The 12,761-nt window shown below is 72.2% G+C and carries 8 protein-coding genes; 1 reads left to right on the forward strand and 7 read right to left on the reverse strand.

What is annotated here, in order from left to right; all coding sequences use genetic code 11:
• Positions 1-7 precede the first annotated feature (7 nt).
• Genes BLV01_RS06855 through BLV01_RS06865 form a run of 3 tightly spaced genes read right to left on the reverse strand, consistent with a single transcriptional unit; the run spans position 8 to position 2,602 of the window.
• Positions 8-616, reverse strand: a complete 609-nt coding sequence (locus tag BLV01_RS06855; RefSeq protein WP_091795765.1) for an IMPACT family protein — start codon at positions 614-616, stop codon at positions 8-10.
• A 46-nt stretch (positions 617-662) separates the two neighbouring features.
• Entirely contained in the window at positions 663-2,051 is a 1,389-nt protein-coding gene (locus BLV01_RS06860; protein ID WP_091795768.1) for a hypothetical protein, read from the reverse strand.
• Positions 2,048-2,602 carry an RNA polymerase sigma factor gene (locus BLV01_RS06865; RefSeq protein ID WP_091795771.1) on the reverse strand — a complete coding sequence of 185 codons (555 nt, stop codon included), beginning with the start codon at positions 2,600-2,602 and terminating at the stop codon, positions 2,048-2,050. The genes BLV01_RS06860 and BLV01_RS06865 overlap by 4 nt, the downstream gene beginning before the upstream one ends.
• Positions 2,603-2,832: 230 nt before the next feature.
• Between BLV01_RS06865 and BLV01_RS06870 the strand changes: the two genes are divergently transcribed.
• Positions 2,833-5,742, forward strand: coding sequence for an EAL domain-containing protein (locus BLV01_RS06870; RefSeq protein ID WP_091795773.1), 2,910 nt, complete (start codon positions 2,833-2,835; stop codon positions 5,740-5,742).
• A gap of 204 nt (positions 5,743-5,946) precedes the next feature.
• Here the strand turns inward: BLV01_RS06870 and BLV01_RS06875 are convergent, their stop codons facing one another.
• The 4 genes from BLV01_RS06875 to xseA form a co-directional block, all read right to left on the reverse strand.
• Positions 5,947-7,797, reverse strand: coding sequence for a vWA domain-containing protein (locus tag BLV01_RS06875; protein WP_254782533.1), 1,851 nt, complete (start codon positions 7,795-7,797; stop codon positions 5,947-5,949).
• Between the two features lie 231 nt (positions 7,798-8,028).
• Entirely contained in the window at positions 8,029-9,507 is a 1,479-nt protein-coding gene (locus tag BLV01_RS06880) for an aldehyde dehydrogenase family protein (RefSeq protein WP_091795776.1), read from the reverse strand.
• A gap of 27 nt (positions 9,508-9,534) precedes the next feature.
• Complete coding sequence (locus BLV01_RS06885; protein ID WP_091795779.1) at positions 9,535-11,181, reverse strand: acetolactate synthase large subunit; 1,647 nt, start codon at positions 11,179-11,181, stop codon at positions 9,535-9,537.
• A 234-nt stretch (positions 11,182-11,415) separates the two neighbouring features.
• Positions 11,416-12,759, reverse strand: coding sequence for an exodeoxyribonuclease VII large subunit (xseA, locus tag BLV01_RS06890; RefSeq protein WP_091795781.1), 1,344 nt, complete (start codon positions 12,757-12,759; stop codon positions 11,416-11,418).
• Between the last annotated feature and the right edge of the window lie 2 nt (positions 12,760-12,761).

The raw sequence follows: 12,761 nt of genomic DNA on the forward strand, positions 1-12,761 counted from the left end.
CGGGATTTCAGGCAGGAGAGGGTGGCGCGCCCGGTTCGGCCAGGCGCACGCGATTACGGGTGGCGTCGCGCAACTGCGCTTTCAAGGCGTCCAGCTGCGCGGCCGGCAGGCGCACGCGCACCCGCGCGCCGGCGGCGTCGAAGCGCTCGTCGGCCTTGTCCGCGCCGAAGGCGTTGAGTGTCGCATGGACCGCGCCGGTGTCCGCGAACGGATACGCCAGTTCCAGTTCGGCGTAGGTCACCAACTCGCGACGCGGCGCGCGTCGCAGGCACTCGGCCGCGGCGCCGCCGTAGGCGCGGACCAGGCCGCCGGCGCCGAGCTTGATGCCGCCGTACCAGCGGGTCACCACGACCACGGCCTGGTCGCAGCCCTGGCCGTCGATCGCCGCCAGGATCGGCCGGCCGGCGGTGCCGGAGGGCTCGCCGTCGTCGTTGAAGCGGTATTGCGCGCCGATCCGGTAGGCCCAGCAGTTGTGGGTCGCGTCCGGGTCGGCGACCTCGGCCAGGAACGCCAGCGCCGCCTCGGGCGTGGCGACCGGCGCGGCCAAGGCGAGGAAGCGGCTGTGCTTGACCTCGATCGCGTGGCGCGCGCGCTCGGCCAGGGTGGTGGCGCTCATCGCGGCGTTCCGCGGCGGCGCGCGGGGGATGAGCCCTTCGGCGCGCTCATTCGAGCAGCGGCCGCAGATCCTTGGGAATGCGGGCGCGCGGGTGGGCGCGGCGGAACTCGCGCAGATCCTGGCGGGCCAGGTCGAGCTCGCCGTCGTCGCGGTACTGGCGGATCCGTTCCAGCCATTGTTCCGGCGCCAGCGCGTTGGCGTGCTGCGACGCGCCCACGCGCGAGCCGGTGATCTGGACGCGTTCCAGCACGGTGGCCTCGGCCGCGTTCTGCTGCGGCGGCGCGGGGCGCTGGGCCTGAGCGGAGATCGGGGCATTGGCCGCGGCCTCGGCCGGCGGCGCAGCGACCGGGCGCTGACCCTCGCGCCGGCTCAGCCCGTCGACCAGACCGGAGGCGCGTTCGCCATCGCCGCCGGCGGCCGGCTGGCGGCGTGCGCGCATGGTGTTGGCCGGCGCCGCGGCGGGGGCGCTGTAGCCCTGCGGAGCGGCGGCGGGCGGCGCCATGGTCGCGGCCGGGGACAGCGGTGGCGGGGCCGGCGGCGGCGGGGCCGGGGCCGGGACTGGGGCCGGGACCGGGGCCGCCGCCGCCGCCGCCGCCGCCGGGGCATCGGCCGGCGCGGGCATCGGCGGGTTCGGCGGCGACTGCGCGGCGCGCGCGGATTCGCTCTTGGCCCGGCGGTCGTCGAGTTCGCGCGGCGCGGCATCGGCGGCCGCCCGCTTTTCGGCCGAGCGGCTTTCCACCGCCTTGGCTTCGGCGGCGCGGTTTGCGGACGCCGGCTGCACGACCCGCGCCGGGGCCGGCTTGGCCGGCGCCGGCACCGGCGGCCGGTCTTCGATCGGCAGCGGCTCGGGCGGTGGCGGCGCGGCGACGGCATCGGCGGTCGCCGCGGAGTCCGCCTGCGCCGGCATTTCGGGCAGGGCGGGCGCCGGCGCGGCGGCGCCGGCCGGCATCTGCGGCGCCGCGACGGACGCGTCGGCAGCCGCGTCGGCGGCGACCTCGGCCTGCGGCATCGCCGCCACCGCAGGCGCGGCCTGTTCTTCGCTGAGCGCCGAGGGCGCCTTGTCGACCGGGCGCAACTGCCAGGCCACGCCGACGGCCAGGGTCAGCGAGGCGGCCACGCCGATCCACGCCGGCCAGCGGGTCTTCTTCGCCCGGACGCGGGGCGCGCCGGCCTGCGGCGCGGCCGCGCGCGGCGTAGCGGCCGGCGGCGCGGCGGGCTCAGGCGTCGCCGCCAGCGGCGCCGCAGCCAGGGCTGCGGCCGCCTGGGCCGCGGCTTCCGGCAGCGGTTCGGGCGCCACGGCGGAGCGCGCCGCAGCCAGGATCGCCGCGTCCAGCGCCGCCGAGGGGCCGTCGTGCGGACCCAGCCGCAGCAGCCGCTCGGCCAGGTCGCGTTCTTCCGGCGACAAGGGATCGGGAGCGTCGGGACGGCGGTTCATTCGGTCAACCTCGCGCGCAGCTTGTCCATCGCGTACCGCAGCCTGGACTTCACCGTTTCCCGACCCACCCCCGTAATGGCGCCGATTTCTTCCAGGCTCAACTCTTGTTCCAGGCGCAGCAGCACCACCTCGCGCTGCTCCTCGGGCAATTCCTCGATCGCGCGCTGCAGCCGGCGGCGCTGCTCGAATTCGGACAGTTCGCGCTCCGGCGTGGTCGGATCGGGCACGCGCGCGGCGCGCTCGTCGCCGTCCTGCGGCGTCGCCGGGCGGTGCTTGAGCCCGCGCCAGTAGTCGTTCAGCCGGTTGTGCGCGATCCGGAACAGCCAGGTATTGAACTGGGCGTCCGGCTTCCAGCCCTGGCGCGCGCCGATGACCCGCTGCCATACGTCCTGGAAGAACTCGTCGGCCAGGGCCGAATCGCGCAGCTGGCGCAGCAGGAAGCGGTACAGCGGGCCGCGGTGGCGCGAGTACAGGACCTCGAACGCGCCGGCGTCGCCGGCCGCCCAGGCCAGCATCAGCACGTCGTCGCTCGTGTCCGCAGCGGTGTTCATCGGCGGCAGGTTACGGGCAGACGGCGCCGACGGGAAGCGCTTGCTTGCGGCGGGCGGGTCGTATAGCGGGAGCTGGAGCGCCTGGATCATGACGGGAACAACGGATCACGACGCCGGGCGGGGTTTGCGGCCTGCCGTCGGTGTAAAGCTCGCGTTATCCTTCGGGGGCTCGAAACGGGCGGTAGTGGACAGGCGGTCCGGTGCACGGCGATCGGGTGCGGAATGATGCGATGCGAACGGCAACGGTGAGCGACGCGGCCGAGAGCGCCTGGCCCGGCCAGGCGTTGGCGGCCGCGCTACTGGAAGCGCTGCCGGCCGGCTCGCAGATCTCGGTGAGCTGGCGCACCGCCCAGGGGCAGGTGGCTGAATCCTTCACCCCCGGCGCCGACGGCGCCCTGCGCGCGAGCGCGCTGGACCGGCTGGAATGCGATCCGCCGGCCATCGGCGCCTCCGACGAGCGCTACGCCGACCGGATCGAGGCGGCCTGGTGGCTGCAAGACCGCAGCCGCGCCAGCCTGGCGGTGCAGATGCCGCGCGCGCTGCCGGCGTGGCTGCGCGCCGGCTGGCTGGCGATGGCGCGGCAGGTGGTCGCGGCCGAACTGGCGGCGCTGCGCGCGCACGCCCGCGCCGAGGCGCTGGAGAAGTCCGAGCGCCTGCAGCAGGCGCTGTTCGGCATCGCCGACCTGGCCGGCTCCGGGCTGGAGATGAGCGACCTGCTCAGCCGCATCCACGGCGTGGTGTGCGGGCTGATGTACGCCGAGAACTTCTACATCGTGCTCTACGACGACATCGCCGACACGATGCGCTTCCTGTACTTCGCCGACCGCAACGACCCGTACGTGGCCAACCCGCTGCAGGTGATCCGCGGCGAGGACATGCCGACCAGCCTGACCCTGGCCCTGTTGCGCCATGGCGAGCCGCTGCAGGGCAGCTCGGCGCAGCTGCGCGAGCGCTTGAGCGTGCCGCACGACGAGCGCCACGGCCCCGACAGCGCCGACTGGCTCGGCGTGCCGATGCGGCGCGAGGAACGGGTGTGCGGCGCGGTGGTGGTGCAGAACTACGACAGCGCCGACAGCTACGGCGAGGAAGACCGCGCGCTGCTGGCGTTCGTGGCCCAGCACATCCTCACCGCGCTGGACCGCTACCGCGCGCGCGAGGAGCTGGAGCGGCGGGTGGCCGAGCGCACCTACGCGCTGCAGCTGAGCAACCGCGACCTGCAGGCCGAGATCATCGAGCGCCAGCGCGCCGAGCGGCTGCAGCGCGCGCTGTTCCGCATCGCCGAGCTGACCATCACCTCCGACACCCTGGAGCGGTTCTACTCGCAGGTCCACGACGTGGTCAGCGAACTGCTGTACGCGCGCAATTTCTATATCGCGCTGCTGTCCGACGACGGCGGGCGGCTGCAGTTCCCGTATTCGATCGACGAACGCGACATGATCCGCGAGGCCCGCCAGTTCGCCGGCGGCCTGACCGAGTTCGTGATCCGCCAGGGCCGCCCGCTGCTGGCCGACCGCCACCGCATCGCCGAGCTCAACAGCCGCGGCGAGGTGCGCAGCCACGGCTCGGCCGCGCATTGCTGGCTCGGCGTGCCGCTGTACCGCGACGACGCCGTGGTCGGGGTGATCGCGATCCAGAGCTATTCGCGCGCGATCAGCTTCAACGCGCGCGACCAGGAGCTGCTGACCTTCGTCGCCCACCACATCAGCATCGGCCTGGCGCGCAAGCAGGCCCAGGACCGGCTGCTGACCGCGCACGGCGAACTGGAACAGCGCGTGGCCAGCCGCACCCGCGAACTGGCCCACACCAACGCCGAACTGGTCGCCCAGATCGGCGAGCGCGAGAGCGCCGAGCGCAAGCTCACCCACCTGGCCCTGCACGATCCGTTGACCGAGCTGCCCAACCGCAGCCAGCTGCTGGAACGGCTCGACCACGCCATCGCCCGCGCGCGCCGCGAGCAGCGCGCGTTCGCGGTGCTGTTCCTCGACCTGGACCGGTTCAAGCTGGTCAACGACAGCGTCGGCCACGCCGCCGGCGACGAACTGCTGGTGGAAAGCAGCCGCCGTATCGTCGGCGCGGTGCGCGGCGAGGACATGGTGGCGCGGCTGGGCGGCGACGAATTCGCGATCCTGGTCGAGCACATCGACGGCCTCAACGTGGCCGAGGAACTGGCCCAGCGCGTGCTGCGCGCGCTCGGCGAGCCGTGCTGGGTGGCTGGGCGCGAGGTGTTCCCCTCGGCCAGCGTCGGCATCGCCCTGTGGCATCCGCGCTACCGCAACGGCATCGAGCTGCTGCGCGACGCCGATGCGGCGATGTACCGGGCCAAGGGCGCCGGGCGCGGCCGCTTCGCCGTGTTCGACGAGGAAATGCGCGAGCAGGCGGTGCGCATCCTCGACCTGGAGGCCGACCTGCGCCGGGCGATCAACTCCGACGCCTTCATCGCCTACTACCAGCCGATCGTGCGCCTCGACGACGGCGTCGCGATCGGCCACGAGGCGCTGCTGCGCTGGCGTCACGAAAAACGCGGGCTGCTGCTGCCGCGCGAGTTCATCGGCCTGGGCGAGGACAGCGGCCTGATCGAGGAGGCCGACTGGATCCTCTACGGCCGGGTCATCCAGGAACTTGCGCGCGGCGGCGAGGGCTACATCTCGGTCAACGTCTCGCCCAAGCACTTCCGCGCCGGCGACTTCGCCGACCGCTTGCTGCGCATGCTCGACCGCGCCGGCGCCGACCCGCACCGGCTGCGCATCGAGATCACCGAAGTGGCCCTGCTCGACGACGTGCCGCGCGCGCTGCGGATGCTGCGGACCTTGCGCAGCCACGGGGTGCTGGCGCAGCTGGACGACTTCGGCACCGGGTTTTCGGCGTTGTCCTATCTGCATCGCTTCCCGATCGAATGCCTGAAGATCGACCAGAGTTTCGTCGCGGGGTTGGTCGGCGAATCGCGGCCGGAGAGCGTGGCGGTGGTGCGCGCGATCCAGGCCCTGGCCGGCACCCTGGGCATCCACACCATCGGCGAAGGCGTGGAGACGCCGGCGCAGCGCGCGGTGCTGCGCGAACTGGGCTGCGTGTTCGGCCAGGGCTACCTGTTCGGCCGGCCGGCGGAGCGCCTGCGCGAGGCGCAATCGGCGGTAGGCGAGTAGCGCCGGGTTCGTATCCCCCTGTAGGAGCGGCGCAAGCCGCGACTGCGACAACACAGCTACGTCGAAACTCTCGTCGTAGCTGTGTTGTCGCAGTCGCGGCTCGCGCCGCTCCTACAGGTAGCTTCGGACAGAAAAACGCCGCCGGAGCCGGCTGCGACGGGCCTGACTGCGTCGCAGAACGGTACCGGCGGCGCCCACTACGCTTTACTGGCTGATCGCCACGTCCGCGGTTGGCTTGAGCTCGCCGATCTGGGTCTTGGCGCGCTCGACCAGGCGCACGAACTCGGCGCGCTGGCCCGAGGGATCGGCCGACTTCACCGCGCGCGCGGCGCTGAGGATCTGCGCCCAGCCCCAGCCGTCGTACTGGCTGCCGCCGCGCAGCGCGTCGGCGAAGGCCGCCACCGAGGCGGCCATGCGCAGCGAGTCGCTGGCCGCGGCGCGCGCGCCCGAACGCAGCACCGCAGTTTCGATCAACTGGCTGCGGTCTTCGCCGGGACGCTTGTAGCGCAGCTTGAGGTTGGCGATCTCGCCGCCGTTGCCGGCCGTGGCCGGCGCCGCCTGGGCGTAGCGCAGCGGCGGCAGCCGGTTGGCCTTCGAGCCGACCGGGGTGATCTCGTACAGCGCGGTGACCTCATGCCCGGCGCCGATGTCGCCGGCGTCGACCTTGTCGTTGGCGAAGTCCTCGCGCTTGAGCAGGCGGTTCTCGTAGCCGATCAGGCGGTACTCGGCGACCTGCGCCGGGTTGAACTCGATCTGGATCTTGACGTCGCGGGCGATGGTCATCAGCGTCGAGCCCATTTCCTGCACCAGCACCTTGCGCGCTTCCTGCAAGGTGTCGATGTAGGCGTGGTTGCCGTCGCCGACGTCGGCCAGCTTCTCCGACAGCTCGTCGTTGTAGTTGCCGGCGCCGAAGCCCAGCGTGGTCAGGGCGATGCCGGTCTTGCGCTGGTCGGCGACCAGGGTTTCCAGCGCGTCGGTGCCGACCGTGCCGACGTTGAAGTCGCCGTCGGTGGCCAGGATCACCCGGTTGACGCCGTCCTTGATGAAGCCCTGGCGCGCGGTGGCGTAGGCCAGGCGGATGCCGTCGCCGCCGTTGGTGCTGCCGCCGGCCTGCAGGCGTTCGAGCGCGTCGAGGATCTCCTGCTGGCGGTCGCCCGCGGTCGGCGGCAGCACCAGCCCGGCGGAGCCGGCGTAGACCACGATGGAGATGCGGTCTTGCGGCCGCAGCTGCCGGGCCAGCATCGAGAACGCGCTCTTGAGCAGCGGCAGCTTGTCGGGCGAATTCATCGAGCCGGAGGTGTCGATCAGGAACACCAGGTTGGCCGGCGGCAGGTTCTGCTTGGGCACCTCATAGCCCTTGATGCCGATCATCAGCAGTTGCCGCTGCGCGTTCCACGGCGCCGGCGCCAGTTCGGTGGAGACCTTGAACGGCACCGCGCGCGAGGTCGGCGCCGGGTGGCCGTAATCGAAGTAGTTGATGAACTCCTCCGCGCGCACCGCGTCGGCCGGCGGGCGGATGCCGTCGTTGAGCATGCGCCGCACATTGGCGTAGCTGCCAGTGTCGACGTCGATGGAGAAGGTGGACAGCGGCTGCTCGCTGGCGCGCTGGACCGGGTTGTCCTCGCGCGCGGCGTATTTCTCGGTATTGGCCGCCTGCTGGTAGAACGCAGGGGGCGGCGGCGGGGCGGGGGCGGGCGCGACGAGGCCTTGCGGCACGGCGGCGAGCTTGGCGCGCGCGTCGGAGCGGCGCATCGGCGCCGGCGCGACCCGCGAGCCGGTGACCTGGACGCGTTCCAGCGCGTCGGCCATCGGCTTGGCCGTCGCCGACGGCGGTGCGTATTGCTCCGCGAGGGCCGGCGCGACCGCCGCCGGCATCGCCGGCGACTGGACGTTGGCGGCGGCGTCGACCGGCGCCGAGGCGGGCGCGCCCTCGGCCTGCTTTTCGGCCGGGCTGCCGGTGGACTGGCAACCGGCGAGGGCGAGGGCGGCGAGCAGCGCCGCGCTGAGGCAATGGAGGGCGAGGCGCGGCGACTGCGGACGGGCGACGGTGGACATGGTGGCTTCCCTGGTGTGTGGACCTGGGAAGGCGAACGGGCGGGGTCGGCGGGTGGGGTTAAACGATTTTCGCGGGTGGCGAGGTCTTGCGGGGGGCGGGGCGTTTGCGTCGCGGCCGGGGTGGCGCGGTCGCGGCTTGCGCCGCTCCTACAGTCGCTTCGTCGCCGCCGCGCTTGCGGCGCAAGCCGCGCCGCGAGCGCGTCGCGTCAGGCCTGGACGCAGGCCGCGGCCTCAAACCGGATCGCGTATCACCAGCAACCGCTGCTCGCTCATGTCCTCGATCGCGTAACGCACGCCCTCGCGGCCCTGGCCGGAATCCTTGACCCCGCCGTAGGGCATGTTGTCGACGCGGAAGCTCGGCACGTCGCCGACGATCACGCCGCCGACGTCGAGCCGGTCCCAGGCGCGCATGGCATGGTCGAGGCGGCCGGTGAACACGCCGGCCTGCAGGCCGAAGTCGCTGTCGTTGACTCGGTCGAGCACCGCGTCGAAATCGTCGAAGGGCTCGATGAAAGCGACCGGCCCGAACGCCTCCTTGCGGTACAGCTCGGCGTCGCGCGGAACGTTCTCCAGCAAGGTCGCCGGGATCATCGTGCCCTGGCGCGCGCCGCCGGCGATGCGCTTGGCGCCGCCCTTGAGCGCGGCGTCGATCCAGGCCTGGATGCGCTGCGCGGCGGGTTCGTCCACGACCGGGCCGATGAAGGTGGCCTCGTCGCGCGGATCGCCCATGCGCAGCGCGCCGACCGCGGCCTTGAGCTTCTTGCGCAGCTTGTCGTAGATGTCGGCGTGGGCGTAGATGCGCTGCACGCTGATGCAGCTCTGGCCGCTCTGGTAATAGGCGCCGAACACCAACCGTTCGACCACGTGGTCCAGGCTCGCGCCGGGCTCGGCGTCGACGATGCAGGCGGCGTTGCCGCCCAGTTCCAGGGTCACTTTCTTCTTGCCGGCGCGGGCCTTGAGGTCCCAGCCGATCAGCCCGCCGGTGAAGCTCAGCAGCTTGATCCGCTCGTCCTCGACCAGCAGCGAGGCGTCTTCGTTGGAACAGCACAGCACCGAGAACGCGCCTTCGGGCAGGTCGGTCTCGGCCAGGATCTCGGCGATGATCAGCGCGCCGACCGGGGTCTTGATCGCCGGCTTGAGCACGAACGGGCAGCCCGCGGCGATCGCCGGGGCGACCTTGTGCGCGACCAGGTTCAGCGGGAAATTGAACGGGGTGATGAAGCTGCACGGCCCGATCGGCACGCGCTTGACCATGCCGCGGTAGCCGCGGGTGCGCTGGGAAATCTGCAACTCCAGCAAAGTGCCCGGATCGCGCGTGGCCTCGGTCGCGGCGATGCGGAAGGTGTCGATCAGGCGGGTGACTTCGCCGCGCGCGTCGCGGATCGGCTTGCCGGCCTCGATGCACAGCGCCAGCGCCAGTTCCTCGAAGCGCTCGCCGAAGCGGCGCACGCAGTGTTCGAGCACGTCGCGGCGACGGTCCGGGGCGAACTGCGCCATCGCCTCGCGCGCCTTGTGCGCGGCGACGATGGCCTTGCGCACCGCGGCCGCGTCGGCCATCGCCACGCGGGTGGCGCGCTTGCCGCTGTACTTGTCCAGCACTTCCAGTTCGGTGTTGGCGGCGACCGCGCGGCCGGCGAGGTAGTAGGGGTAGCTGTTCTTGAGGCCCTTGGCGGGCCTGGCGGCTTTGCTTTTCTTTTCGGACTTGGCCATGAGAATGCTCCGGTGAGTGCGCCGCGCTCAGACCACGGCGGCGGCGCGCTGGGGAATGTCTTGGTTGAGGATGACGTCGTCGTCGCTGTAATCGATGGGCACCTCGATCAGGTCGACGCCGGGCGCGTCCAGCGCGCGCCGCAGCAGCGGCGCGAACTCGTCGGCGCTGGCCGGGCGATGGCCGCGCGCGCCGTAGCTGCGCGCGTACTCGACGAAATCGGGATTGCCCAGGTCCATGCCGAAACTCGGGTAGCGCTCGTGCGCCTGCTTCCACTTGATCATGCCGTAGGCGTCGTCGCGCAGCACCAGCACCACCAGGTCCAGGCCCAGCCGCACCGCGGTTTCGAGCTCCTGCGAATTCATCATGAAGCCGCCGTCGCCGCATACCGCGACGACCTTGCGGTCCGGGCAGACGATGCGCGCGCCGATGGCCGAGGGCAGGCCCGCGCCCATCGTCGCCAGGGCGTTGTCGAGCAGCAGGGTGTTGGGCTCGCGGCAGCGGTAGCTGCGCGCGAACCACAGCTTGTACAGGCCGTTGTCGAGGCAGACCACGTCGCGAGGCGTCAGCTCGCGGCGCACGTCGGCGACCAGCCGCTGCGGCGCCATCGGGAAGCGGTCGTCGGCGGTGCGCTCGCGCAGTTGCTCCAGCAGCGCCGCGCGGACCCGGTCGAAGTAACCGAAGTCCCAGTGCGCCTGCGGCTGCAGCGCCTCGCTCAGGCGCCACACCGAATGGGCGATGTCGCCGATGACCTCGATCTGCGGGAAATACACCGCATCGACCTCGGCCGCGGCGTAGTTGACGTGGATCACCGTGCGCCGGCCTTCGCGCATGAAGAACGGCGGCTTCTCGATCACGTCGTGGCCGATGTTGACGATGCAGTCGGCCGCGTCGATGGCGCGGTGGACGAAGTCGTGGTCCGACAGCGCCGCGTTGCCCAGCCACAGCGGCCCTTCCTCGTCGAGCACGCCCTTGCCCATCTGGGTGGTGAAGTAGGGGATGCCGAGCTTGGCGACGAACTGTTCCAGGGTCTTGGACGTGGTCTTGCGGTTGGCGCCGGCGCCGACCATCAGCAGCGGGTGGCGGGCCTGGGCGATGGCCTGCGCGGCGCGCTCGATGGCCTTGTCCTCGGCGACCGGGCGGCGCGAGAACGAGGCCGGGATCAGCCGCGCCTGGGTCGGGTCGCCGGCGATGTCCTGCGGCAGCTCCAGGTGGGTCGCGCCGGGCCGTTCTTCCTCGGCGCGGCGGAAGGCTTCGCGCACGCGCGCCGGGATGCTGTCGGCGGCGACGATCTGGCGGGTGTACTTGGTCAGCGGGCGCATCGTGTCGACCACGTCGACGATCTGGAAATGACCCTGCTTGCTGGTCTTGATCGGCTTCTGCCCGGTGATCATCAGCATCGGCATGGCGCCGAGCTGGGCATAGGCCGCGGCGGTAATCAGGTTGGTCGCGCCGGGGCCGAGCGTGGAAAGACAGACGCCGGCCTTGCCGGTCAGGCGGCCGTACGTGGCCGCCATGAAGCCGGCGGCTTGTTCGTGGCGGGTCAGGACGAGCTCGATCGTCGAGGTGCGCAGCGATTCGAGCAGGTCGAGGTTCTCTTCGCCGGGAATGCCGAACACGTACTGCACGCCTTCGGCTTCTAGCGCGGCGACGAAGAGGTCGGACGCCTTGGTCATGCGGAACTCCGGGGACGGAAACGCAGGACCGCAAGGATCGCGCAAACGGCGTGAGCGAGGGGCGACGGTGGTGGAACGGTGCGGGCCGGCGGGCGCTGTGGCCCGATCCGGAAAAGCGCTGGCGCGCTCTTGTGGGAGGGCCTTCAGGCCCGACGCTTTTGTTGCAAATCGCCGCGGACTGAAACAAAAGCGTCGGGCCTGAAGGCCCTCCCACAACAGCCGCTCACGGCGGGATCAATCCTCGCGCGGCTCGACCCGGACCCGGATCTGCCCGTCCTGCACCCGCGCGGTCAGCCGGTCGCCCGGCGCGGCGTCGAGCACGCTGCGCACCACCCGGCCGTCGTCGTGCTGGACGATGGCGTAGCCGCGCGCCACCGTCGCCAGCGGGCTGCACGCTTCCAGCGAACGCGCCAGCCCGCGCAGGCGCAGCGCATCGCCGTGCAGGCGCCGGGCCACGGCCGCGCGCGGGCGCGGCGCCAGCGCGGCCAGGCGCTCGCGCAGGCGGGCGATGCGCCGTTGCGGATGGTGCGCGCGCAGCACCGCGTCGTGATGGCGCAGGCGCGCGGTCTCGCGTTCCAGGCGCAGGCGCCAGGCCTGCTCGAGCCGGCGCAGCGCGTCCTGCTGGCGGCCGCGCAGCGCGGCCAGCCGGGCTTGCGGACGCAGCGCGTTCAAGCGCAAGCCGGCGCGGTCGGTGCGCTGCATGGCCTGGCGCAGGCGCTGGCCGTGCAGGTTGCCCAGGCGCGCGTCCAGCACGCGCAGGCGGTGCAGCAGGTCCTCGCGCTGCGGCACCAGCAGTTCGGCCGCGACCGAGGGCGTGGGCGCGCGCACGTCGGCGGCGAAGTCGGCCAGGGTGAAGTCGGTTTCGTGGCCGATGGCGGAAACCACCGGCACCGCGGACGCGGCGATCGCGCGCGCCAGGCGTTCGTCGTTGAACGCCCACAGGTCTTCCAGCGAACCGCCGCCGCGCGCCAGCACGATCACATCGTAGCGCTGCGCGGCCTGCGCGCGCTGCAGCATCGCCACGATCTTCTCGGCTGCGCCGTCGCCCTGCACCGGCACCGGCAACACCTCGGCCTGGGCCAGCGGGAAGCGCCGGCCGAGCACGCTGAGCACGTCGCGCACCGCCGCGCCGCTCGGCGAGGTGATCACCGCGATGCGCGCGGGGAAGCGCGGCAGTTCGCGCTTGCGCTCGCGGTCGAACAGGCCTTCGGCGGCGAGCCGCGCCTTGAGTTCCTCGAACGCGCGGCGCAGCGCGCCTTCGCCGGCCTCTTCCATGTGGTCGAGCACCAGCTGGTAGTCGCCGCGCGCTTCGTACAGGGTCAGCCGGCCGCGCGCGAGCACGCGCAGACCCTCGCGCGGGACGAACTTCAGCCAGCTGCTCTTGGGCTTGAACATCGCGCAGCGGACCTGGGCGCGCGCGTCCTTGAGGGTCATGTACAGATGCCCCGAGGACGGCCGCGACAGGTTGCCCAGCTCGCCCTCGACCCAGATCAGCGGGAAGGTGTCCTCGAGCAGGTTGCGGGCCAGGGTGTTGAGCTGGCTGGGGGTGAGGACTTCGTCGGGGGAACTGGGGGGCATGA

The organism is Lysobacter sp. yr284 (assembly GCF_900107375.1).
Classification (GTDB): domain Bacteria; phylum Pseudomonadota; class Gammaproteobacteria; order Xanthomonadales; family Xanthomonadaceae; genus Lysobacter.

Excerpts from the sequence above, each read along its gene's own strand:
- BLV01_RS06855 (WP_091795765.1), bottom strand. The coding sequence starts at position 616 with ATGAGCGCCACCACCCTGGCCGAGCGCGCGCGCCACGCGATCGAGGTC.
- BLV01_RS06860 (WP_091795768.1), bottom strand. The coding sequence starts at position 2,051 with ATGAACCGCCGTCCCGACGCTCCCGATCCCTTGTCGCCGGAAGAACGC.
- BLV01_RS06865 (WP_091795771.1), bottom strand. The coding sequence starts at position 2,602 with ATGAACACCGCTGCGGACACGAGCGACGACGTGCTGATGCTGGCCTGG.
- BLV01_RS06870 (WP_091795773.1), top strand. The coding sequence starts at position 2,833 with ATGCGAACGGCAACGGTGAGCGACGCGGCCGAGAGCGCCTGGCCCGGC.
- BLV01_RS06875 (WP_254782533.1), bottom strand. The coding sequence starts at position 7,797 with ATGTCCACCGTCGCCCGTCCGCAGTCGCCGCGCCTCGCCCTCCATTGC.
- BLV01_RS06880 (WP_091795776.1), bottom strand. The coding sequence starts at position 9,507 with ATGGCCAAGTCCGAAAAGAAAAGCAAAGCCGCCAGGCCCGCCAAGGGC.
- BLV01_RS06885 (WP_091795779.1), bottom strand. The coding sequence starts at position 11,181 with ATGACCAAGGCGTCCGACCTCTTCGTCGCCGCGCTAGAAGCCGAAGGC.
- xseA (WP_091795781.1), bottom strand. The coding sequence starts at position 12,759 with ATGCCCCCCAGTTCCCCCGACGAAGTCCTCACCCCCAGCCAGCTCAAC.